Below are 22,355 nucleotides of genomic sequence, written 5' to 3'. Positions count from 1 at the left end.
GCAGTGCCTATCGGGCGCTCAGTGAACTCGCATCCAGGCGGTAACCTCCGTTTATCAACCCATCCCCTCGCGCTTGAGCCATGAACGGAACAGCACGACCCGTTCATCGCCAGTCTTCCCGTTTGGAACGTAAGTGCAATAGCTGCGCGACGGTAAGCGAGGACCGGCAAACGGCGCGACAAGCCGGCCAGAGGCGAGATCGTCGGATACCAGCGCCGTCGGTCCCATCGCAATGCCGATTCCATCGATGGCGGCCTGCAAGCTCAGATAGAAGTGGTCGAAGGTCAATGTGGCGGCCGGTCTCAGGGCGGGAAGCTGTGCGCTCGCCAGCCAGTCGGGCCAAAGCCGCGGAAGACTCGAGGTATGCAGCAACGTGTGTTGCCGCAAGTCATCGGGCAATCGAAGCGGCACTCGCTGCAAAAGCGCCGGGCTACAGACCGGAAGCCGCTCTTCGGACAGGAAAGGCAGCATCGAGTAGCCGTAGAACGTGTCCGGGCCACCCCGGATGACGATGTCATAGTCTTCTTTCAGACTCTCCAGCGGCTCGTTCGATGTCTCCACGTTGACATCCACGTCGGGATGCCCGGCGCGGAATTTCGCCAGTCTCGGCACCAGCCAGCGCAATGTGAATGTCGCGGGCGCGTTCACGGACAATCTCTGAGAGACCGTTTCGGACACGCCATATCTCGCGGTTGCCTGCGAGAGCTGCTCGAACACGGGGCCGATCTTCTCCAGATAGGCCTTCGCCGCCGGAGTCAGCGTCACGCGCCGGTTGTGCCGTTCAAACAGGGATGCCCCAAGCCACTCCTCGAGCAGGCGCACCTGCTGGCTCACCGCACCGTGCGTCACATGCAACTCTGCGGCGGCTTCCTTGAAGCTGCCAAGCCGGCCCGCCGCCTCGAAGGCTCGCAAGGCATTGAGCGGGGGCAATACCCGTTTCATTCGCAATAGTTTATCTAACGCAATTCGTCAATTTATCTGGTTTGCCGCACGGCTACAAGATAGATATTCTTCTTGCCGCACCATTGATGACGTCCCCCGCTCACTTTTCGGCCCGAAACCCGCATGCTCGTTTATACCGGCGGCATCGTGCTCTTCGCTGACTAACGCAGATTCGCTAATTGGCGAGAATCCGCAGCCGAAAGCGGCCGGACGATTTCATGCAAAGGAGGACTCCATGCTTAAACGTATTGCAACCGGCCTGCTCGACATCGCCTATGACGAACAGGGCGATGCCGACGGATGGCCGGTCGTTCTGCTACACGGTTTCCCATACGACATCCATGCCTATGAGGACGTGGCCCCACGCCTGGTATCCCAAGGCGCCCGCGTCATCACCCCGTATCTTCGGGGATACGGGCCTACGCGCTTCCTTGCGCCCACGACACTTCGCTCAGGGCAGCAGGCGGCGCTTGGGGCAGACCTGTTAGCACTGCTCGATGCACTTCAGATTGACCGGGCCATACTCGGCGGCTACGACTGGGGCGGCCGGGCGGCATGCATCGTGGCAGCGCTCTACCCGTCGAGAGCTCGGGGACTGGTCTCTGTCAACGGCTACAACATCCAGAACATTGCCACCGCCTTGCAGCCAGCCGCCCCCGACAAGGAATACCGGATGTGGTACCAGTACTACCTTCATGGCGAGCGTGGCCGCGCTGGATTGACTGAAAGCCGGCGCGAGTTCTGTCGTCTCTTATGGTCGCTATGGTCGCCGACCTGGCGCTTTGACGGCGACACCTACGCGCGCTCGGCAGCGGCGTTCGACAACCCCGATTTCGTCGAGGTAGTCGTCCATTCTTACCGGCACCGTTTCGGACTGGTCGACGGCGATCCCCAGTTTGACGATATCGAGCGCCGCCTGTCCGCCATGCCGTCGATCACCGTGCCCACGATCACGCTCGAGGGGGACGCCGATGGCGTCTCGCCACCCGGGGGAAGACAGGCGAACTCAAAGCGCTTCACTGGACGCCATGAGAACCGCGTCGTGCCGAATGCGGGTCACAATCTTCCGCAGGAGGCGCCAGAAGCATTCACCGATGCAATTCTCGACATCAATGCATGGGCCGGTTAACGCTCCGGACATGGAGCGATGGCCACCGCAGCTGTTATCCCACCCCTACATGGAGGTTCGCTAAATGAATACCGTCTCGCAGGCCCCGCTCATTCTGATAACGGGCGGAGGCCGTGGCGTAGGCGCGGCAACTGCGCGGCTGGCTGCCGCAGACGGTTACGATGTCGCCATAAGCTTCGTCTCCAACGAATCTGCCGCGCTTGCAGTGGCGGCGGATGTGGAAGCGGTCGGGCGCCGGGCTTTACCCGTGCGCGCCGATAGCGCGAATCCGGAACAGGTCGCCCAGCTATTCGCCGCGATCGACCGGGAGTTCGGCCGGATCGATGTACTGGTGAACAACGCCGCGGTACTTGCGCGGCAGTCCCGGCTGGAGGACCTCGAATTTGAACGGATGCAGCGTATCTTCGCGGTCAACGCGATCGGCCCTATCCTCTGTGCACAGCAGGCGGTGAAGCGGATGTCCCGACGTTACAACGGTCAAGGCGGCTCCGTGATCAACATCTCGTCGGCATCGGCCAGGCTCGGCAGTCCTAATGAATATGTCGACTACGCTGCATCGAAGGGCGCCGTCGAAACATTCACTACCGGTTTTGCCAAAGAAGTCGCGCGGGATGGCATACGCGTCAACTGCATTCGCCCCGGGCACATCTACACGGACATGCATGCCAGCGGCGGAGAGCCGGGACGGGTGGATCGCGTCAAGGACTCGATCCCCATGGGAAGAGGCGGTCAGCCTGAAGAAGTTGCGCGGGCAATCCTGTGGCTGGCCAGTGCCGAGGCGTCCTTTATCACCGGCACGTTCCTCGATGTCACTGGCGGCAAGTGAGCGACGAGCTGCGACGATGAAGGCTGCGCTGCGCGGAAACGGCATTGGACGCGGCGTATCCGCCATTCATTGAGAGGATCAGCCTCCGGCCCGCTTCGCCTTGTGGCCATACTTGTTGAGCGCTTCGACGATTCGCTCGCCGTGGTCGCCCTGCACTTCAATCACGCCATCCTTGACGGTTCCGCCAGAACCGCAGAGCGTTCGCAATTGCTTGCCCAATGAGGCCAAGGCGAGAGGATCGAGTGCCAGCCCTTTCACGACCGTCACGCTCTTCCCGCCTCGGCCTTTAGTCTCGCGAGAGACTCGCGCCACGCCGTCACCTGCCGGGGGCTTTGCGGCAACCGTCTTGCAGATGCATTCCGCGAGCGTCTGCCGGCATTCGGGACACATCCGGCCACCATCGGTGGAGTAAACAAGGCCGCCTTTGGGACTACTCTTCATGATTGGCTTACTCAAAGAAATACAGATTCGGGTTCTTGACGATCAACTGGAGCGGAGTTCGCGTACCCCTCGACCGAGTCTGCGGCGAAGCAACGTTCGTAACGTTGCGCCGTCTGCATAGCCCACTTCGGCGGCAATCGAATCCAGATCCATTGAGCTTGTTTCGATAAGATGCCTGGCACGCTCGACCCGCCGATCCTGAAAGTACGACAAGGGAGATTGACCGAGTACGGCTTCGGCGCGCCTTTGCAACGTCCTCGGACTCGTTGCGAGCTCATGGGTGGCCTCCTGCAGCGAGAACCCGGTGGCCAGATTGGCGCGCGTCCATCGCTCGAATCGTTCGATGAGCGGATCGCTATGCGCCAGGTGGTCGGGAATAATGTACGGCGCCTGAGACACCCGCCCGTCCACCAGCATGTATCGCGCCACTAACGTGGCCAGTTCAGGGCTCGCTTGCCGAATGAGCCAAAGCACGAGATCCAGATGCCCCATCGCCGCGCCCGCTGTCACAAACGGTCCCGACGGGACGAGCATGCGGTCCCTGTCGAGGCGAACCTCGGGGTAGCGGATTCGAAATAGCGGGCTGAGCCACCAGGTCGTGGTCGCCTCCGCCCCGTCGAGCAGGCCCGATTCCGCGAGAAGGAAGGTGCCGATGCACGCGGCGGCGATTCGCACGCCTTGTTGCCGCCAATGGTGCAACTGAGCGCCGGCATCCCGTACGGCCGGACGTTCGAGACACTCCACCAGACCCTCAGGCGTTGCGGCACTGATCGCTGGCATGACGATCCAGTCGGGCGGCGGCATGGTACGCGCCTTCTTTACGACGACGCTCATGCCAAGGCCCGTTTTGATCCGGGTTCGCAGGCCGACCAGTTCGACCTCGAATGGCGGCGGCTCACCGGGATGCGCAACCGCGGACAGCCGGTTCGCCATCCTGAGGGCATCGAGCACCACGGCCATGCCCGTATCGAACACGCCATCGAGAGAAAACACAAGGATACGCATGGCGTAAATGATGCGAAAAATGTCATTTGCGATGCTACTTCTGCGGGGAGTTTAAGTCTATGCTCCGGGGCAGAAAACGTTCAACGCAGGAGCAAGCAATGTCTGAAGCAGCAGCAGGAAAAGATGTCGGTGGTACCCATCCGCTCGACCACGTGGTATGGAACGCGCTCACCAGCAAGCAGAGTCGCTTTGCGCTCGGGGATGACCGGGCAGTTCGGTTTCCGGCCGCCATCGCACCCTTTGCCGCCGTGGCCGATCCTGGTTCGGCGTCTTTCGAAGCCTTGCACGGACTGATCGGGGCGCAAGGTCCGGTTGCGTTGGTCACCGCGGACAAGGTCGTGCCGCCGGCTGGCTTCTCCGCGATCAGGCAGACGACGCTGCTTCAGATGATCTGGCAAGGCAAGCCCGACCCGGCAAATACATGGGAACACGTCAGGCTCGCCGAGGGCGATGTGCCGGAGATGATCGCCCTCACCAGCGCAACGCAGCCCGGCCCCTTCGGGCCGCGCACCATCGAACTCGGTGATTATCTTGGCGCGCGCAGGGAGGGCAAGCTGGCCGCAATGGCGGGCGAACGCATGAGGCTCGACGGATATACGGAAATCAGCGCCGTGTGCGTGGATGCCGCATTTCGGGGGCAAGGCCACGCGGGTGGGCTGATGAAGCTGCTGATAGCGGCAATCAGCGCGCGCGGCGAAACGCCCTTCCTGCACGTTCTCACATCGAACCACTCCGCCATCAAGCTCTACCGGACCTTGGGCTTTGTGGAACGTCGTGAGATGCATCTCACGGTGCTCGGAAAGGCGAAAGCGTAGCTGGGGGACCGGGGGCGGCGATGCTGGACCAGGGCGGCACGCAACTGGTAGCGCCCGCCCCTTATCAGCCGTTGCATGCCGCGTAGGCAGATGTGCCAAGCAAATTGCGCCAAACTGGTATATGATGACCATCATGCAAAAGTCATCATTCAATCGGAAACCTGCCAGCCGCAAGGAGATCACGCACGAGCGCATCGTCGAGGTTGCCGCGCGCGCGATCCGGCGCAGCGGCTACGACGGAACGGGTGTGGCCGACATCATGAAGGAGGCCGGCCTGACACACGGCGGCTTCTACGCGCACTTTCCGTCACGCGAGGCACTGCTTGCTGAAGCGGCTGACCGTGCAGGCGCGGAGTCGGTGGCCCTGTCGGAGCAAATCGCCGCCTCTGTGCCACAGGAGCAGGCATTGCCGTCGATGGTGCGCGCCTACCTGTCGAAGGAGCACCGTGAAGGCATAGAGACAGGCTGCCCGGTCTCCGCCCTTGGCTCGGAAATGCCGCGCCAGGCACCAGTCGTAAGGCGCGCGGCCACGCGCCGCATCAAGGAGATGATCGATGTCGTGGCGCGTCAATTGCCTGATTGGGGTCAACCGGGCGCGCATGAACAGGCGCTGATGATGGTTGCCACCATGGTCGGCACCATGGTGCTGGCGCGCGCCGTTGACGACCCCAAACTCTCGGATGGTTTTCTTGAAGCTGCATTGAAAAAATACGCGCCCACCGGGGAGTAAATCCGCTTATCCGGTGTGCGCTTTTGTTGGATCAAAAATATGATGAACATCATATTTTTTGTAGAAAATGCTTGGCTAACCATGTAAAGACATTCCTCACTAAGGGAAAACACAGACTATGAAAAGCGGAATAGCCCTCGTTACGGGCGCCTCATCAGGCATCGGCGAAGCCACGGCAAACCGCCTTAGCAAGGCCGGGTACAAGGTCTACGGAACTAGCCGGCGCGGCGCACAAGCCGGCCAGCGAACGTTCGAGATGCTGCCGCTTGACGTGACTAGCGATGCATCGGTCGAAGCGGCCGTCGAGGAAGTGTTGCGCCTGCACGGTCGCATCGACTTGCTGGTGAACAACGCTGGCTTCGGAGTCGCCCCTGCTGCTGCCGAAGAAAGTTCGCTTGAGCAGGCCCGTGCGATCTTCGATACCAATTTCTTCGGGATTGTCCGCATGACCCGTGCCGTGCTGCCCCATATGCGGCAACAAGGTCGCGGCCGCATCATTAACATCGGCTCGGTACTGGGTTTCCTGCCCATGCCTTATATGGCGCTGTATTGCGCCACCAAGCACGCGGTAGCGGGCTATTCGGAGTCACTCGATCACGAGCTGCGCACGATGGGCATCCGGGTATCGGTCATTGAGCCCGCCTACATCAGGACGGCGTTCGACGCGAACCTCATGGCGCCCGACGCTCCCCTCGACGCTTACCGCAAGGTGCGCACAGCCGTGGACAAGCGAGTCAAGGAAGTGGTCGAGAGCGCTGACGGCCCCGAGGTTGTGGCCGAAACCGTATTGCGGGCCGTGCTCGCGGCTCGGCCGAAACTTCGCTACGCGGCGGGAGGACTCGCCGGCCGTCTCCGGTTGCTACGCAGATTTGCGCCTGCGGGACTGGTGGACACCGGCATTCGCAAAGATCTGCGTCTCACAACATAGACGCTATTACTTCACACAACGAGCAACCGACAAGGAACAACGAACCATGATGAAGGCATTCGTCGTCGATCGATATGGACGCAAAAATGGCATACGAGCCGGCGATATGCCGGTCCCGGAACCGGGTGAGGACGACGTGTTGATCCAGATTCACGCAGCTGGCGTGAACCCGCTCGATGCGAAGATCAGGGACGGAGAGTTCAAGCTGATTTTGCCCTATCGCTTGCCACTGATTCTGGGCAACGACCTGGCCGGAACCGTTGTCCGCGTCGGAACACGCGTGCGGCGCCTGAAGCCGGGCGATGAGGTGTATGCGCGGCCGCCCAAAGATCGGATCGGCACTTTCGCGGAATTCATCGCGATCAGGGAGGACGCCGTGGCGCTCAAGCCCAAAGCGCTCAGTATGGAAAAAGCGGCTTCAATCCCGTTGGTAGGCTTGACTGCGTGGCAGGCTCTGGTCGAGCGAGCACAACTGAAGAAGGGGCAGAAAGTGCTCATACATGCCGGCTCGGGCGGCGTGGGCACCTTTGCCATTCAACTGGCGAAGCATCTGGGCGCGACCGTCGCCACAACAGCGGGCGCCGCAAATACCGGATTGATGAAGCAGCTCGGTGCGGACATTGTCATCGATTACAGGAAGGACGACTTTGCCGCTGTGTTGAAAGACTACGACGTGGTGCTGGATACGCAAGGCGGAAATACGCTCGAAAAATCACTGCAAGTGCTCAAGCCGGGTGGCAAGCTCATCGGAATCGCCGGTCCGCCGGATCCTGATTTTGCAAGGCAGATGGGTGCGTCGTGGTTTCTGAAAACGGTGATGCGCTTTCTAAGCTATCGCATCCGAAAAGCGGCGAAACGTCGCGACATCACCTATTCATTCCTGTTTATGCGTGCCGACGGAGACCAGTTAGCTCAGATTGCCAGGCTCGTCGACGCCGGTGCGATAAAGCCTGTGATCGATCGGACATTCCCGTTCGAAGCAACGGCGGACGCATTGACTTACGTTGAAACGGGACGTGCGAAGGGGAAGGTTGTTATCAAGGTGCGATAGAAGGACGGAACTCCGTCTGTTTCCTCGTAAAGGCAATGGCGCTTGTTCGACGCGAGCTTGTTGCAGCGTACAGCGCCAACTGTCTGTTGGCAGGACGAAACTGATTCCTCACTGAATCGCCTTTCCTGATTCACTTCCCCGACTGCCTGTCAGGTCCGGCCCAAGCTAATACAGCTTACACGTCAGCGACTTCGGGACGCGAAATCTCAGTGCGCTACGAAGCCACCGTCAACCGGCAATGCTACGCCGACAATCAGGCTCGCACCGGGGCTGCATAACCAGAGCACCGTCGCAGCGACTTCCTCGGGCTTGCCCATGCGACCGATAGGCTGATCTTTAAGGAATATCTTCATCGCCTCCGGATCAATCCCGTCGCCCATTGGCGTGTCGATGCACCCTGGGCATACCGCGTTCACGCGTATGCCTTGCGCCGCAACGTCCAGAGCCGCGCTCTTGGAGAGTCCAATCACTCCGTGCTTACTGGCATGGTAGGCTGCGCGCCCCGGCAAACCGACCAGGCCACCGAGCGACGAGCAATTCACAATCGCGCCGCTGCCCTGCCTCTTCATCTGCAGCAGTTCGTGCTTCATGAAGGTCCATATACCGCGCAGGTTTACTGCCTGCACTTCGTCGTAACCATCGGCCGACTCCGCGGACATCTCGCACATCGGGCCCAGAATACCGGCGTTGTTGTAGGCCATGTCGAGGCGACCGTACTCAGCGACGGTCCGATCGACCGCAGCCTTAGCCTGTGCTTCATCAGACACGTCGCACACGATCGCGATCGCCCTATGCCCGGAGGCGGTCAACGTCGCGGTCGCGGCATTCAGCTTCTCTGCATTCCGGTCCACCAGCGCGACAGCCGCACCCGCTTCGGCGAACGCCTTTGCGGTCGCCAGTCCCATTCCCGAACTGGCACCCGTAACCAGTGCGACCTGACCTTTGAAATCGTAAGTGGGGTTCATATGAGTTCTCTTGGGGCATGATGTCATTGTCAGAACATGCCGTTGAGCGTCAAGCCATGAGGCAGTCGCGATGCAAAACGACGTCCGGGAATTGCTTTGACAGAGTTGATAGTGCGCGTGGTCGAACTGTAGCGACCGGGTCGCGATCTGACTATCCGGCAAAAAGCGCAAAGACTCATGAATCCAGTTCATGAGTATGGCGCTTCAGCTCAAACGCATCTGTCCGCTGTACGGTGCGTAGTTGCGGGTTGAGCGTCTAGTCTGACTTCTGGACAAACAGGCTCTCGCCCTTCCACAAAAAACCGATCGTTTTTCCGACCGTATGACCCGCACATGCGTCATCACGAGGCGGCCGAGCCCGTCAAATCCGTAAGCCTCACCTCGGGAAGGACAACTGTCTGGGTGAAGTGACCCACTACCTTATAGGTCGTCAGGGCAAGCGGCCGAATACCGGCACCATTCGCCGCAGGGAGTTCCACCACCAACTGGCCGGGGCCGGTCAGAGCCGCCGTATTCAGGCCCCACTGCGTAGATGTCGTCGAACATCCTGTTTGCCGCACGCCGATCGAAGCACCGGCGGGATCGAGCACCGTTGCTGCGATGCACTTTGAGCTATTAGTGGCCGGAAAACAATAGAGGTCAACGACCTGGTCATTGATGGGATTGAGCCGTGTTTCACATACACCGAAACCAGCAACCTTTTGTGGGGCGCCAAAAAGCAGCGTGGCTTGAATGGTTGTGGCTGGGGCATAGGAGCTCAGTAGATAGGTCAGAGACAACCGCACCGGCGTGTTCTTGAATTTCTCGAATACGTCACTCGGCAGATTGACCGCTTGATAGTTCGATTTGTGGCCATTGCTTGCGCCGTCGAAGATGTCGCGCAGGACATTGCTGACCTGATGAGGCGGATAGCCGGACGCGAGCGATATGGTGTCGTGATATAACGGCCTGCCGTCGCCGCTGGCGATACTAAGGACAACGTTATTGATGGTGACGATACGGTTCGGATCGACCGCCACCTTAAGCGGAACGTAGATGACGGGGCCCATGAACTGCTGGGCTTTGCCAATCACATCGGCCTTGGACTGGTCATCGAACGACAGGCGGATCGGGCTGGTCGTCGCCACTTTGCCATCATCAATGACGCGTTGGATCACGTAGCCGGCTATTTTCGGCGTAAACATCACCGCAATCGCACAAATTGTTGCCACGGCGAAGACGCCACGCGAAGTCGCCGTGTTCCGGCGGCCGTACTGCAGGTAAAGGATGAGCGTGCCTGCAATGACAAGGATAGCCAGGAGCGCCAGTTGGACAGGCCAGTTGCCAAGGTCAGTCATCTCGCCGTTGGTCACGATGAAACCGGCAATCCATGCTAGAAAGATCACGAAAACGATGCCTGCCGCCTGCGGCCAGCTAGCCGTGATCGTACCGACGGCCAATGCGGGTAGACCGACACAGATGAATACGACGAGCGCCGTATAGGCCGACGCACCAATCGCCGGCAGCGCATCTAGCCCGTGCATAAGACCAACGCCAAGATCGAAAACAAAGGTCGGCAATAGAGTCACAAGGGCAGCGAAAGCAATCTTATCCAGCGCGAGGTCGCTTCGACGGATCGGCCGGATCAACCAGTCGTCATTATTCGACACGACGGGGTCGCTCTGTACGACCAAAATGATAGCGAGGCCTGCCACGCCAGAGAACGCGAGATCGATGAGTGCGTGTGGCAACAGCATTTGCAGCGGCTGGGCGAAAATCCCCATTTGCAGGATTATCCCGGCCGACGCGATCTTCAGGGCCAACACCGCCGCTACGTACGGCCAATGCAGTCTCAGATCTTTTTTCAAAATATGCAGCCACATATCATCTCCCCTTTATTTGTTCGGCCCGCGCGAACGCAGTAAATATCGACCTTAAGTCCAGCGGCTCGGCCTGAACGAACCTGACGTCGCCGAATACAGCGGCGATTTCAGACGCCAGCCGGTCTTCAGCAAACGCCGTATGCACAAAACTTAGAACATTGCCCGACGTGCCGGTATCGATCCATGTCTTGGGCAAAATATCGGGGGGACGTGCCGGCGATTGCAACGTGACGCGAATCAGGCGAACGCGCGCGTTCAAGGCCTCGATCGAGTCTTCGAACAGCAGGCGACCCTGGTCAAGAAAACCGACGTCGCTAACGAAACCCTCGATTTCGTTCAGTTCGTGCGACGAGATGAAGATAGTGAGGTCTTCGCCATGTCTCAGCACGCTTTCGACCAGGTCGTCGCGTACCAGCGGGTCCAGGCCGCTGAACGGTTCATCGAGCACCAGCAGCTTTGGTTTGAAGGCCAGGGCCGCGACAAGCGCGACCTTGATACGCATACCATGTGAAAGGCTTCGGATTTTGCGGTCCACCGGCAGCTTGAACCGCGCCAACACGGTTCTTTCGAGCGTCTCGTCCCAATTCGGATAAAACGGCCTCAGGTAGTCGAGATAGGCACCTACGGTCATTTGCCCAGGAAGCACCTGGCTCTCCGAAACATAGCCGATCTGGCTAAAGTGGTAGCTTGTCAGTTCACGTGATGGCGTCCCCATCAATGTGAGCTCTCCCCGTGTCGGCGCCAGAATGTTCAGCATCATCTTGATGGTGGTCGTTTTGCCCGCGCCATTGGCGCCAATCAGCGCATAGACGCTCCCCTCCGCGACCGAGAAACTCAAGCCACTGAGCGCCTCATTCAGGCCGAAGCGCTTCTCGATATTCCGGGCCTCAATCATCATTTTGTGTTCCCCGCGCTATGTCGATCCGGTTCCAGCGTTCAATGATGGCGCCGAGCAATTCCTCCTGCGTCAGGCCGACGCGACGTGCGCCAACCACCAGTGCCTCGACTTCGTGGCCCAGCAACTGCGCCTTTTCGCCCGGGCGCGCCTGGGGCGGCTCGCAGACGATTGTCCCGATCCCCGGCCGCGCCTCCAGCCAGCCTTCGTGGACCAGGTGCTGGACGATCTTGTGAGCCGTGTTTGGGTGAATTTTCAGGTCTGCCGCCAACGCCCTCACCGACGGAAACTCCTGTCCGGGCAGGTATTCGCCGCTGATGAAGGCGCGCTTGGCGGCGAAAACCACGGCGTCGAATATCGACTGACCCGATTGCGGTTTGTAATCGAATAGTGTCATATTCATAATGTGACACACGGTACACCAAGGCGTCAACGGAAATTCATCGTTGTCATGGAGGTCGTTTTTGGTCTGCTCGCATGGGGCGGGAAGCGGTCGAGTCTGCTGGCACTCGTGACCAATGCTTCAAAACGATTAGAAGGATGTTTGATCGTCCTGAACGCAAGCATTGAGGATCGCACGCGCCTCAGGTAGGCGAGGTTTTTAAAAGTAGAAACCGGCCGGTTTGAAACTGCAGTTCTGTTATCGGGCTGAAGCTCGGTTGGGCGATACCAGCAGACGGTGGGAACAGATCAAATTGTCCATGATCTTCATCGCGGCGCCGAAGGTCGGCTGTTGGGCGGGCGCTGCCTGACGCGGCCGGCTCAGCTCGACCCGTTTCGACCATTCCGCTTTACCTAAAACGGTCGCTCAAAACATGATCGGTGCGCCGCCGCAAGGCGGGTACACGGTTACACCCCAGATGCACGTAAAGCGCGCGGCTCATCGATTACATCTGATTATCAGGTTGGACCGCAAAGATCGATGGAAAGGGAACGGTAAAAGCAAATTCGTATCCCGTCGCAGCGGTAGTTTTGTCAGTGATATTCATCCCCGGCGTTCCCTTCTCAAAGATGGCGAAGCGCCAAAGTGAACCGACCGAACGACAACGCACTTCATGTATATCTTGCTCGACTGCAGCGCCGTCATACATAAACCCCGGGCGAATGTGGCGAGCAAATGAGGCGCAATCGAACAAACTAACATTTAACGGAGGCTTCTTATCTGAGTACTCGACAACGAGGTTGCCACTCGTTCCGTCAGCGTTGAATGAAGTCGTCATACGGGAAAATCCAGCCCTGCTTTTTACAGACTCCACCACCTTAAAAGATCCTTCCATTTCTCGTGAGAAGGAAACGGCCGAAGGCGTTCTTGCAAAAGGAGGCACTGTGCATGCTGTGATGGAAACGCACATCGAAACAAGGAGAACCACTTTCAGGGATTTTAACTTTGATTTAATCATTTTCAGTTTGATGACTAAAGGCGCGTGAAGAATGGAGCATGTTTATAAACACCGCGTGATTCGAAACCGCCCCCCGTTCATACTATCGGCCACACCTGCTTTTTCTTGAGCGGGTGTAGTGCCTCGAATGTGGGGACGCAAACTTGGGTTCTGCCCGCTTGTGAACTGATTCGGTCTGTTCAACTCGACTCGTTGTGGTTACTCGCATTGTTCGAAGCGGCTTAAAAGCGCACGGCCAACGTCGCTTGTTGGCCAGATTGCCGCCCGATGTTGCCGGCAAAAGTCGACCCACAGCGATCACCCATGCGACGTTTCAGTATCGCCGCTTTGGGCCGTCACTGCGGACGTTCATTGCCGCCTTATCCGCAACGCCTCAAACGATGATGGTTGGTCGCTGGCCCAAAGCGTTGAACCGGTACGTCCGGTCTTTCGTGGGTTTGTACAGCGCGCGATAGAGTTGGGTGCGACGCCTGCGCCCAGTGCCGCCAGGTCCACAGTGGTCAGCGCCGTACGCGCGGTGCCTGCCAGTTCGACTCGTGCGCGAACTCGACGAATGAATTCAGATAATCGACCACCGCATCGTCCTCGCGCGTGCCGAGGAAAATCTGCTTGGCGATGCCGTCCTTGCCGAGCTTTACGGTCGCGAGCGGCATGCGGTCCGCGTATTCTTCCGCGAGCCATTTAGGCAGCGCCGCCACGCCACGGTGGCTCGCGACCATCTGCAGCATGATGTCCGTCGTCTCGATCGTTTTGTGCCGTCGCGGAATGATGCCGGCGGGGCGTAGAAACTGGTTGTAGATGTCAAGCCGGTCGGTTTCCACGGGATAGGTAATGAGCGTTTCGTCGATCAGTTGTTCCGGTTTCAAATAGCGCTCACCTGCCAGCCGATGATTTTCCGCGACCACCAGCACCTGCTCGTAGTCGAACACCGGCTCGAAACGCAGGCCGGGGCGGTTGAGCGGATCGGGCGTCACCAGCACGTCGATGTCGTAACCGATCAGCGCGCCGATCCCACCAAACTGGAAGCGCTGCTTCACATCCACGTCCACATCGGGAAATCGCGCCAGATACGGTGAAACGACCTTGAGCAGCCACTGATAGCACGGCGCGCATTCCATGCCGATGCGCAGGGTGCCGCGCTCGCCCGCCGCGTACTGCTTCATGCGCTCCTCGGCGAGTTCGAACTGGGGCAAAAGCCGCTCGGCGAGCGAGAGCAGATACTGGCCGGCCTGCGTAGGGCGCAGGCTGCGCCCCTCGCGGTGCCAGATCGGGGTGCCGAGCTGCTGCTCGACCTTCTTGACCGTGTGGCTCAACGCCGATTGCGTAAGAAAAAGCGACTCCGCGGCCGCGGTGAGTGAGCCCTGACGGGCCACTTCGCGAACGATGACGAGATGAACGCGCTCGAGCATGGAAATGGATAAACCAGACAAGAATGAAGGAATCTAATGGACGGATAAAATAATGCCATTTTTCTTCATTGACGATAAGCCCTAAGATCGCTCCAACGTCTGAACGTTCTGCTCCGGGGAAGCCATGGTGGCGCCGGGCTTCGGCTTCACGATCTTTTTTATAACCCGAATATTCATCCGCTCAAGGAATACGAACTGCGCAAGGATGAAAAGATCCGCTTCGCTGAAAAGTTTGGCATCGCGTGGGCAGCGGCCGGGAACGCATCCAGTTGGGCGTGAAGTTCTACGGGGATGACGGTTCTGCATCGGAATCCTGAGCTCGCCATCTGTATCCGGATAAACAAGCCGAACGGCTTGAAGACACCGTATTCGGGCGAAACCGGCGCCGCGCTGCGTAACGTCCGGGGCATCTCCCAAATCGCCGCGGCGCCCTCCCCGTCACAGTTGACCGCCAGATTCGCTCCGAAGCGAGCGAACCGTCCTATCCCACAAGGTATTCGCCAAGCTCGCTCCGTGACCTAGCCTCCAGGCTATCGGCCAGGTCAAATCCGCAGGCAAGTCAACACGGACCGCATGCCATGAAAATATCTAATGGTTTCATGAAATCAATTCACTTTTATTCATGAATGACCTCGCATAAAATTCCGAAAAAGCAAGAAGTATTTGCTGACTTCATTTCAGAAATCAGGTTGCCAGATCACAATGAGTAAAGATTTTACATTTGCCATTAAAAGCATTTGTTTCGATGAAGACTATCGTCCTTCAGACAACACGCGCATCACAACCAATTTTGCCAACCTGGCTAGAGGAAACAGCCGCCAGGAGAACTTGCGCAACACCTTCAGGATGATTGACAATCGTTTCAATGCCCTGGCGCATTGGGATAACCCTAAAGGCGACCGCTATACCGTCAAACTTGAAATCATTTCTGTTGAGATGAATATTGATGGTGAGAGCAGTGGCAATACCCTCCCTTTGATCGAAATATTGAAAACGAGTATTTTTGATAAAAAAACCAACGAACTCATTGAGGGCATTGCAGGGAATAATTTCTCCTCCTACGTGCGAGATTATGACTTTAGCGTGCTATTGCTGGAGCACAACAAGAACCAGTCAGATTTCAGCACTCCAGAAAATTTTGGAGACCTGCATGGAAAGCTGTTTAAGTGCTTCGTGAATTCAAGCGCTTACAAGGATAACTTCAAGAAGCCGCCCGTCATATGCCTCAGTGTTTCGAGCAGCAGAACCTATCGTCGGACTGAAAATCAGCATCCTGTATTAGGCGTTGAGTATGAGCAGGATGAGTATTCGTTAACTGACGAATATTTCAAAAAAATGGGGCTGAAGGTTCGCTATTTCATGCCTCCGAATAGTGCTGCGCCTTTGGCTTTTTATTTTTCCGGCGACCTGCTTGGCGATTATGCCAATCTTGAGCTTATCGGCACCATCAGCACGATGGATACCTTCCAGAAGATTTATCGCCCTGAGATTTACAATGCGAATTCAGCAGCAGGAAAGTCCTATCAGCCAAGTTTGAAGCATGAGGATTTTTCGCTAACCCGGATTGTTTACGATCGAGAAGAACGTAGCCGGCTGGCTATTGAGCAGGGAAGGTTTGTTGAAGAGCAGTTTATCAAACCATATCAGGCTGTTCTTGAGCAGTGGTCTGCTAACTACGCTCTTTGACTAACCCAAACGCAAGGTCATCTATTGTGAAAAAATTGCTACCCACTTCAACTGCCGGCAGCTTGCCTAAACCCTCATGGCTCGCAGAACCCGAGAAACTTTGGTCACCGTGGAAATTGCAGGATGAGGGACTGATTGAGGGCAAACAGGATGCCTTGCGTTTGTCACTGCAAGAACAACAGCACGCAGGCATTGATATTGTCAGCGATGGCGAACAAACGCGTCAGCATTTTGTGACCACGTTTATCGAGCACCTGGACGGCGTCGATTTCGAGAACCGCAAGACCGTCAGAATTCGTGATCGCTATGATGCAAGCGTACCGACGGTCGTTGGTGCTGTTGCTCGCCGGAAACCGGTCTTTGTCGAAGATGCCAAGTTCTTGCGTCAGCAAACGAAGCAACCCATCAAATGGGCCCTGCCCGGTCCCATGACGATGATCGATACGCTTTATGACGATCATTATAAAAGCCGCGAAAAGCTGGCCTGGGAATTCGCCAAAATCCTCAATCAGGAAGCCAGAGAACTGGAGGCGGCTGGCGTTGATATCATCCAGTTTGACGAACCCGCATTCAATGTGTTCTTCGATGAGGTGAATGAGTGGGGCGTTGCCACGCTGGAAAAGGCGATCGAAGGGCTTAAGTGCGAAACGGCTGTCCATATTTGCTATGGCTATGGCATCAAGGCCAACACAGACTGGAAGAAGACGCTGGGGTCGGAGTGGCGGCAGTATGAAGAAGCTTTCCCCAAGCTGCAAAAGTCCAGTATCGGCATGGTCTCACTGGAATGCCACAACTCTCACGTTCCGATGGAACTCATCGAGCTTATTCGCGGCAAGAAAGTGATGGTGGGGGCCATTGACGTGGCTAGCAATACGGTTGAAACGCCCGAGGAAGTCGCCAATACCCTGCGAAAAGCGCTCCAGTTTGTCGATGCGGACAAGCTCTATCCTTGCACCAACTGCGGCATGGCTCCCTTGTCTCGCGCAATAGCGAAAGGCAAGCTGGAAGCCTTGAGTGCAGGCGCAGAAATCGTCCGAAGCGAACTCTCGATCTAATTCTGGGGCGGAAATGGCCGTCGTGAGCTGCTCGCGACGGCCAAACGCGGAGAATTGAGTGGGCGAATGGGTCAGTTTTGACCGATGGTTCGCTTTCAACATTGGCAAAGGCCGAAGTCAGTCAACCTTCCCCGACTACTTCAGGCCTTCCTTAACACTCTCGAGCTGCACCCAGTACCAATCCTTACTATGTCACTTTCCAGTACCGCTATCGAGCCATTGAGCTTTCGCGAAGCGCTTGGGCACTACGCATCCGGTATCACGGTGATTACGTCACACATTGATGGCGAGCCGATTGGCTTCACTTGCCAGTCGTTCTATAGCGTGTCGATGAGCCCGCCGCTGGTCTCATTCAGCGTAATGTCCAGTTCGGCCAGCTATCCCAAGATTCGCCAGGCAGGTCGATTCGTGGTCAATATCCTGTCAGATGACCAAGTCAAGATTTCCAACCAATTCGCTCGGCGAGGCACGGACAAGTGGCACGGAGTCGAATGGCAGGAATCGCCGCTGGGTAATCCGATCATTGTCGGCAGTCTTCACTGGCTTGATTGCGAAATTTACGCAGAGCACGCCGCAGGCGATCACCTGATCGTGATTGGTGAAGTGAAAGCGTTAAACCTGCAAGAAGCCGCTGCGACGCAGCCATTGCTATATTTCAAAGGGCAATATCGCAACATCGCCGCGCATAGCGCGGTTTGAGCGTTGACCTCGGCTGGGCGCCCGCGCAATTGTTCTTCTGCTATACCGCCCCATCTGCTGCTGGCTATCATCGCAGTCGTTGCTCTGCACTATCACCAAGAGGCTGCGGCAACGACGCCCCTCTGATTTACACGGTATCGAGCTGTCTTGAGTTCATTGAAACAGGCGCTGAACGAAGGACGCTTCGTCTGCGTGCTTGAGGTCGTTCCTCAACAGTCCTCCTCGCGCTTAGCCGCGCTTGAGCAAATCGTGCAACGCGCTCACCTGGCAAGCTGGCCGTTACTGCCAGCCTTCGCCGATCGTGTCGGCCTGCACTCGGACTTGAGCCCCTTGGAAGGCGCTGGAGCATTGGGAAATCCGGCCTCATCCTTGCTGCACTTTTCCGGCAAGGATCGCGAGCGTGCAGACTTGCTGCTCCAGATGGAGTCGATGAAGGCCCGTGGTCTGGAGCAATTGTTGCTGCTCAGTGGTGATCGCTTGCCAGGCCACCATCCCGGTCAGGCACCCGTGCGCTATCTGGAGTCGGTACCCGCGCTGCAGATTGCCCGTGAACACTGCCCGGACTGGCTGTTGGGCGCTGCGTTGAACCCGTTCAAATACCGCGAAGAAGAAGGCGGCGCACAGTATCTGAAGGCGCAGAAAAAGCTTTTGGCTGGCGCTGATTTCCTTACCCTGCAACTGGGTTTTGACGCCACCAAACATATTGAAGCCCAGACCTGGATGCGCGCTCAGGTTCGTATGAAACCCATGCTGGCCTGTGTAATGAGGCTGACCGAGAAACGCGCCGCGGTTCTGCAGGCCGTCCCCGGCATCGTCATTACCGAATCCATGCGCGAGCTGTTGGCCAGGGAGCAGCAGGTATCGCAGGCCTATGCCGGCGCGCGAAGCCTTGAGCGCCTGGCGCTGCAGATAGTGGGCCTGCAATTGATGGGCTATGCCGGTGTTCATGTGTCTGGGATGCATACGCTAGATGAACTGCTTTCGTTGGAACAGGCAATCACCGAGCAGCGGGATAGCATAGCCTCACTGACCGATTGGGCCGAACGATGGCACGCAAGTTGGCAAATGCCTGGTGCGCCCCAGGTATGCTTCGCTCCCGAAATCGGCGCATGGGAAATGGGGCAATCCGATGTCACCGCCACCCGCCGGGAGCGCCTGGGATACACGCTGCTCTCCACGGTACATGACCAGTTCTTCAGTCGCACGGGATGGCTCAGCAGAGCCTTTGGCTGGAGCGTGACGCGGCCGATCTGGAAGGTCGGCATGGCTGCGCATGCGCTGCATGCTGTCGAGCGGACGGTCAAAAGGCCACTGGTCGGCTGTGATACCTGCGGCCGCTGCCGTTTGCAGGACACCCTCTACGTATGCCCCGAAACCTGCCCCAAAGGCCTGGCGAACGGCCCCTGTGGCGGTACCCGGCTCAATCGTTGCGAATTTGGCGACCGTGAGTGCGTGCACAGTGTCAAATACCGGATTGCCAAATCTGCCAATCAGTTACCTGTGCTGGCGCAGACATTGATTCCTTGCATCGAAGCGGGCAACAGGCACCGCAGCTCCTGGCCTGAATGGTTCGAGCCAGAAAATTCGATGCCAGAGCGCTAAATCGAACCCCAGAGAATGATAGCTGGCCAGGCACCATTGGACCCCAGCGGGTAGCCCAGACTGATAATTAAGGCCGCCGCAATACCAAGAGTGATCGCTACCCCGACCCACCATTTGATGGATTTATGTAGTGCCACTTTGGCTACGGCGCCAGGATACGCCTGACCACAGCGGCAAGATACTGATCGAATGCCCGCAGTAGCTTTTACGGCCCCCGTGGAATAAAACCTGAAGCCTCGGCGTTCTGGATGAATCGACCACCATCGTCGAGCGCTGACCGATTTCCGGTATCAAACTGGCAACGCGCGGCGTTTGAGATTTCGAGGAGCATCGAGGCAAATGGCATTCACTGATATACAGCCGCTCGACTACTACTACGCACACGGCTACAAGGTTATGAATCCGTTCTACCGGATCATGGCAGCTCACCCTCAGTACAAGTATCTGGTGGACCGGGCAATCGGCAATGGAAATGACGCTGCGGTGAATAGCGTCATCACAAAGGTGCTGATGGATCTAAAGAATGCAGCCGATCCCAAGGGCTGGGACTTGATGCAACTCGACGAGACAACGATGGCCGCGATTTTGGGAGGCGATGCCATTATCGAACACCGCGAGTTGGTAAAGCACCTCGAACCCGGCGTAGCCGCGCCCTCAGAACGCGAAATAATGCAAGGGTACCGGCAGCAAGTGTCGAACAGATTGTCCCAACTGGTCGATTTGCTGGAAGACACGAGAGAGGCGCTTATATCGAAGCCGCGGCCCGAGTGCTCGTGGGTCATCCGTGGCGACTCGCGTGGGATGACCCAATATCTGAAGACGCAGGGAATCGAGTTTCCGGCGGACGTGGCTCCGTCCGGTCATTGCTATCGCTTCGGCAAAGACTGGCAAACCAACCAGTTCTTTTCAACGAGTACCGGCGATACGCTGGCTTCTCTTGCGCAGCGCGCGCTCGTGTGGATCATCCAGATCGACCCCAAGAGAACCAGTGGGCGTGAAGGAGGCGCCTATTTGTCGGAGAAAGAGGTGCTCTTCCCGTACGAGGTTCGATTGCACCTCGAGTGTGGAATCGATGTGGCCTCCGAAGACGATATCGGCAAACTGGACCTCAATGCATTTGGCCAGAAAGAAAAGGAGCTTCGCGCCAAATTGTTGACGGTGTATCAGGCGAACAAGTCATCGTGGCCGGCTAACAGAGCACGGTTCCTGGTAGCCCGGGAGTCGTATTAGGTGGAATAGCCTTGACTAAATCTGACAGTAGTCGGTCGCTCCCTAACGACGGCCGGTAAACATTCACACCAGCACCACAATCTTCCCCCCGCCCCGGTTCTCCTCCATAGCGCGATGCGCCTCCACGATCTGCGCCAGCGGATACACACTGCCAACAGGAAGCCGCAGCGTTCCGCCCTCCACCTGCTCCAGCAGCTTCGTGTACGGCGTGCTCATAAAGTCGGCCACGCCGCCATCATAGGTGGTCAGCCGCACCGTGCTCGGAATCGCCTCCATCGGGCTGAAGTCGTCGAACGACCATTTATTGCCCACCATCCCCATCATGCAGACCACACCCTGCGGCTTCGCGCAACGCAACGAGTCCAACAGCGTAGTAGTGCCGATCAGCTCCAGCACCTTGTCGACGCCGCCCGGCGACACCTCATGCAACTGCTCGGCGATGGCGCCTGAATCGACAAGCACCTGATCAGCGCCATTCTCACGCAGCGCGTCGCCTTTCGCTGGATTGCGCGTCGTTGAGATCACGAACGCTCCGCGTTGTTTCGCGATCGCCGCCGCCGCGAGCCCCACCGAGGTCGTCCCGCCTCGCAGTAGCAGACGCTCCCCGCTCTCGAGCGACAACGCCTTGAACAGTGCCCCCCACGCGGTTTGCAGCATCTCGGGCATCGCGCCGAGAACGTCCCATGGCAAGCTGCTCTCGATCTTCTGGACCTGGACGGCCGGGACGCACGTATATTCAGCGTAGCTGCCGTCGAACTGGCGCCCCATCCCGCCCATCGCGGTAAAGACCTTGTCCCCCTTCTCGAATTCGCCGCCCGGTGCGTCCTCGACGGTGCCCGCCGCCTCGATGCCGAGCACCCGTGGAAACCGCACCCCGGGCGATAGCCCCTGACGGGTAAACAGCTCGGACCGGTTGAGTCCGAACGCCCTGACCCGAATCAGGACCTCGCCCCGCTTCGGCGACGGTATTGGACGCTGCTCCAGCTTGAGCACGTCCGGGCCGCCCGCCTCATGAATCACCGCCGCCTTCATCGTCGACATCGCAATCCTCCGTCCATGCAGTTGCACGCCGGTGCGCGAAAAGCCGCTTCGCACGCCATCAGCCTTCCCCCTGCTTCGGGTCGGTGTTGAACGTATACAGCACGATCTTCCACGCACCGTCAATCTTGCGCAGCACGAATACCTCGCGATTGTAATCCGTCACCTTCTTCCCGTTCTCGATGACCGCGGCGCCCACGTGATGATGCGTGCGCACCACAGCCGTGTCGCCATAGACGCTGATCGCATCATAGGAAAATTGAGTCGAGAAATTCGCAATCCTGAACAGTGCGTCGTAGCCGGCAACCCTCTGCTCGCGGGTGGCATAGGTACGCTTGTTGTTCCACTCGGCCACGCTATCGTCCGCGAACAGCCCGACGATCGTGTTCGTGTCCTTGCCGTTGAGCGCATCCTGGTAGCGGTTCACGACGTCGTACACTTCGTGCTGCACGGCGCTCATCGTGGGATCAGACGAGTATGGGATGCTGTCTTCCGCTGCCGCAGCAAGCGGCGCCGACGAACACAGCACGAACGATGCGGCAACGAAAACACTCGCCGCATAGCCAACGATAACACGATGCTTCATGATTCACTCCTCCAGACAACGGTTGAAACGATGCGCGCGCCGGGGCTTCACGCACCAGGGA

Annotated in this window: 23 protein-coding genes and 1 pseudogene; 13 read left to right on the top strand and 11 right to left on the bottom strand. The window is 58.0% G+C overall.

The genetic code is table 11. The features are described from left to right. Window positions 1–54: 54 nt before the first annotated feature. Window positions 55–942, bottom strand: a complete 888-nt coding sequence (gene gcvA / locus FFS45_RS05260) for a transcriptional regulator GcvA (RefSeq protein WP_137953647.1) — start codon at window positions 940–942, stop codon at window positions 55–57. Between the two features lie 235 nt (window positions 943–1,177). Between gcvA and FFS45_RS05255 the strand changes: the two genes are divergently transcribed. Further along, on the top strand, window positions 1,178–2,071 hold the full coding sequence (locus tag FFS45_RS05255; RefSeq protein WP_137953646.1) for an alpha/beta hydrolase: 894 nt from the start codon (window positions 1,178–1,180) through the stop codon (window positions 2,069–2,071). Window positions 2,072–2,135: 64 nt separating this feature from the next. Next, complete coding sequence (locus FFS45_RS05250) at window positions 2,136–2,897, top strand: SDR family oxidoreductase (protein WP_137953645.1); 762 nt, start codon at window positions 2,136–2,138, stop codon at window positions 2,895–2,897. Between the two features lie 78 nt (window positions 2,898–2,975). Here FFS45_RS05250 and FFS45_RS05245 read toward each other — a convergent pair whose 3' ends face one another. Further along, window positions 2,976–3,338, bottom strand: a complete 363-nt coding sequence (locus FFS45_RS05245) for a translation initiation factor Sui1 (protein ID WP_137953644.1) — start codon at window positions 3,336–3,338, stop codon at window positions 2,976–2,978. Between the two features lie 42 nt (window positions 3,339–3,380). Continuing rightward, the gene (locus FFS45_RS05240; RefSeq protein WP_137953643.1) at window positions 3,381–4,343 is read right to left on the bottom strand and encodes a helix-turn-helix domain-containing protein; all 963 of its coding nucleotides are present in this window, start codon (window positions 4,341–4,343) and stop codon (window positions 3,381–3,383) included. 98 nt (window positions 4,344–4,441) lie between these two features. Here FFS45_RS05240 and FFS45_RS05235 point away from each other — a divergent pair, with 98 nt between their 5' ends. The 4 genes from FFS45_RS05235 to FFS45_RS05220 all read left to right on the top strand — a co-directional run bounded on the left by FFS45_RS05235 (window position 4,442) and on the right by FFS45_RS05220 (window position 7,867). Beyond that, window positions 4,442–5,158, top strand: a complete 717-nt coding sequence (locus FFS45_RS05235) for a GNAT family N-acetyltransferase (protein WP_137953642.1) — start codon at window positions 4,442–4,444, stop codon at window positions 5,156–5,158. Between the two features lie 121 nt (window positions 5,159–5,279). Beyond that, on the top strand, window positions 5,280–5,888 hold the full coding sequence (locus tag FFS45_RS05230; RefSeq protein ID WP_137953641.1) for a TetR/AcrR family transcriptional regulator: 609 nt from the start codon (window positions 5,280–5,282) through the stop codon (window positions 5,886–5,888). A gap of 118 nt (window positions 5,889–6,006) precedes the next feature. Then, the gene (locus tag FFS45_RS05225) at window positions 6,007–6,816 is read left to right on the top strand and encodes an oxidoreductase (RefSeq protein WP_137953640.1); all 810 of its coding nucleotides are present in this window, start codon (window positions 6,007–6,009) and stop codon (window positions 6,814–6,816) included. Window positions 6,817–6,865: 49 nt separating this feature from the next. Continuing rightward, complete coding sequence (locus FFS45_RS05220; protein ID WP_137953761.1) at window positions 6,866–7,867, top strand: NADP-dependent oxidoreductase; 1,002 nt, start codon at window positions 6,866–6,868, stop codon at window positions 7,865–7,867. A 206-nt stretch (window positions 7,868–8,073) separates the two neighbouring features. Here FFS45_RS05220 and FFS45_RS05215 read toward each other — a convergent pair whose 3' ends face one another. From FFS45_RS05215 to FFS45_RS05195, 5 genes are all read right to left on the bottom strand, one after another. Beyond that, complete coding sequence (locus tag FFS45_RS05215) at window positions 8,074–9,024, bottom strand: SDR family oxidoreductase (RefSeq protein ID WP_249362644.1); 951 nt, start codon at window positions 9,022–9,024, stop codon at window positions 8,074–8,076. Between the two features lie 149 nt (window positions 9,025–9,173). Next, entirely contained in the window at window positions 9,174–10,694 is a 1,521-nt protein-coding gene (locus tag FFS45_RS05210; protein ID WP_137953639.1) for a hypothetical protein, read from the bottom strand. Between the two features lies 1 nt (window position 10,695). Further along, window positions 10,696–11,592 carry an ABC transporter ATP-binding protein gene (locus FFS45_RS05205; protein ID WP_137953638.1) on the bottom strand — a complete coding sequence of 299 codons (897 nt, stop codon included), beginning with the start codon at window positions 11,590–11,592 and terminating at the stop codon, window positions 10,696–10,698. Further along, the gene (locus FFS45_RS05200) at window positions 11,582–11,986 is read right to left on the bottom strand and encodes a GntR family transcriptional regulator (protein ID WP_212745701.1); all 405 of its coding nucleotides are present in this window, start codon (window positions 11,984–11,986) and stop codon (window positions 11,582–11,584) included. The genes FFS45_RS05205 and FFS45_RS05200 overlap by 11 nt, the downstream gene beginning before the upstream one ends. 490 nt (window positions 11,987–12,476) lie before the next feature. Then, on the bottom strand, window positions 12,477–12,809 hold the full coding sequence (locus FFS45_RS05195) for a hypothetical protein (protein WP_137953637.1): 333 nt from the start codon (window positions 12,807–12,809) through the stop codon (window positions 12,477–12,479). Between FFS45_RS05195 and FFS45_RS05190 the strand changes: the two genes are divergently transcribed. Then, complete coding sequence (locus tag FFS45_RS05190; RefSeq protein ID WP_137953636.1) at window positions 12,793–13,017, top strand: hypothetical protein; 225 nt, start codon at window positions 12,793–12,795, stop codon at window positions 13,015–13,017. The two genes, FFS45_RS05195 and FFS45_RS05190, sit on opposite strands and share 17 nt — an antisense overlap. A 472-nt stretch (window positions 13,018–13,489) precedes the next feature. Here FFS45_RS05190 and FFS45_RS05185 read toward each other — a convergent pair whose 3' ends face one another. After that, entirely contained in the window at window positions 13,490–14,398 is a 909-nt protein-coding gene (locus FFS45_RS05185; protein WP_137953635.1) for a LysR family transcriptional regulator, read from the bottom strand. 156 nt (window positions 14,399–14,554) lie between these two features. Here FFS45_RS05185 and FFS45_RS42255 point away from each other — a divergent pair. The 6 genes and pseudogenes from FFS45_RS42255 to FFS45_RS05155 all read left to right on the top strand — a co-directional run. Continuing rightward, window positions 14,555–14,644, top strand: a pseudogene (locus FFS45_RS42255) (epoxyqueuosine reductase QueH); the annotation flags it as partial. 456 nt (window positions 14,645–15,100) lie between these two features. Continuing rightward, the gene (locus tag FFS45_RS05175) at window positions 15,101–16,084 is read left to right on the top strand and encodes a DUF1852 domain-containing protein (protein WP_137953634.1); all 984 of its coding nucleotides are present in this window, start codon (window positions 15,101–15,103) and stop codon (window positions 16,082–16,084) included. Between the two features lie 26 nt (window positions 16,085–16,110). Next, window positions 16,111–17,139 (top strand): methionine synthase, encoded by a 1,029-nt coding sequence (locus FFS45_RS05170; protein ID WP_171029570.1) that lies wholly within the window; start codon window positions 16,111–16,113, stop codon window positions 17,137–17,139. A 189-nt stretch (window positions 17,140–17,328) separates the two neighbouring features. After that, complete coding sequence (locus FFS45_RS05165; protein ID WP_137953633.1) at window positions 17,329–17,838, top strand: flavin reductase family protein; 510 nt, start codon at window positions 17,329–17,331, stop codon at window positions 17,836–17,838. Between the two features lie 147 nt (window positions 17,839–17,985). Continuing rightward, window positions 17,986–19,440 (top strand): methylenetetrahydrofolate reductase C-terminal domain-containing protein, encoded by a 1,455-nt coding sequence (locus FFS45_RS05160; protein ID WP_137953632.1) that lies wholly within the window; start codon window positions 17,986–17,988, stop codon window positions 19,438–19,440. 339 nt (window positions 19,441–19,779) lie between these two features. Beyond that, window positions 19,780–20,670 (top strand): hypothetical protein, encoded by an 891-nt coding sequence (locus FFS45_RS05155; protein WP_137953631.1) that lies wholly within the window; start codon window positions 19,780–19,782, stop codon window positions 20,668–20,670. Window positions 20,671–20,733: 63 nt separating this feature from the next. On the opposite strand, the gene FFS45_RS05150 is transcribed toward FFS45_RS05155, so the two are convergent. Both FFS45_RS05150 and FFS45_RS05145 read right to left on the bottom strand, forming a co-directional pair. Beyond that, the gene (locus FFS45_RS05150; protein WP_137953630.1) at window positions 20,734–21,711 is read right to left on the bottom strand and encodes a zinc-binding alcohol dehydrogenase family protein; all 978 of its coding nucleotides are present in this window, start codon (window positions 21,709–21,711) and stop codon (window positions 20,734–20,736) included. 58 nt (window positions 21,712–21,769) lie between these two features. After that, complete coding sequence (locus FFS45_RS05145) at window positions 21,770–22,294, bottom strand: nuclear transport factor 2 family protein (RefSeq protein ID WP_137953629.1); 525 nt, start codon at window positions 22,292–22,294, stop codon at window positions 21,770–21,772. Between the last annotated feature and the right edge of the window lie 61 nt (window positions 22,295–22,355).

Source organism: Burkholderia sp. 4M9327F10 (assembly GCF_005503145.1).
Classification (GTDB): Bacteria; Pseudomonadota; Gammaproteobacteria; order Burkholderiales; family Burkholderiaceae; genus Paraburkholderia.
The sequence above is the reverse complement of the archived record's forward strand: the minus strand, read 5'-3'. Positions and strand labels throughout refer to the sequence as shown.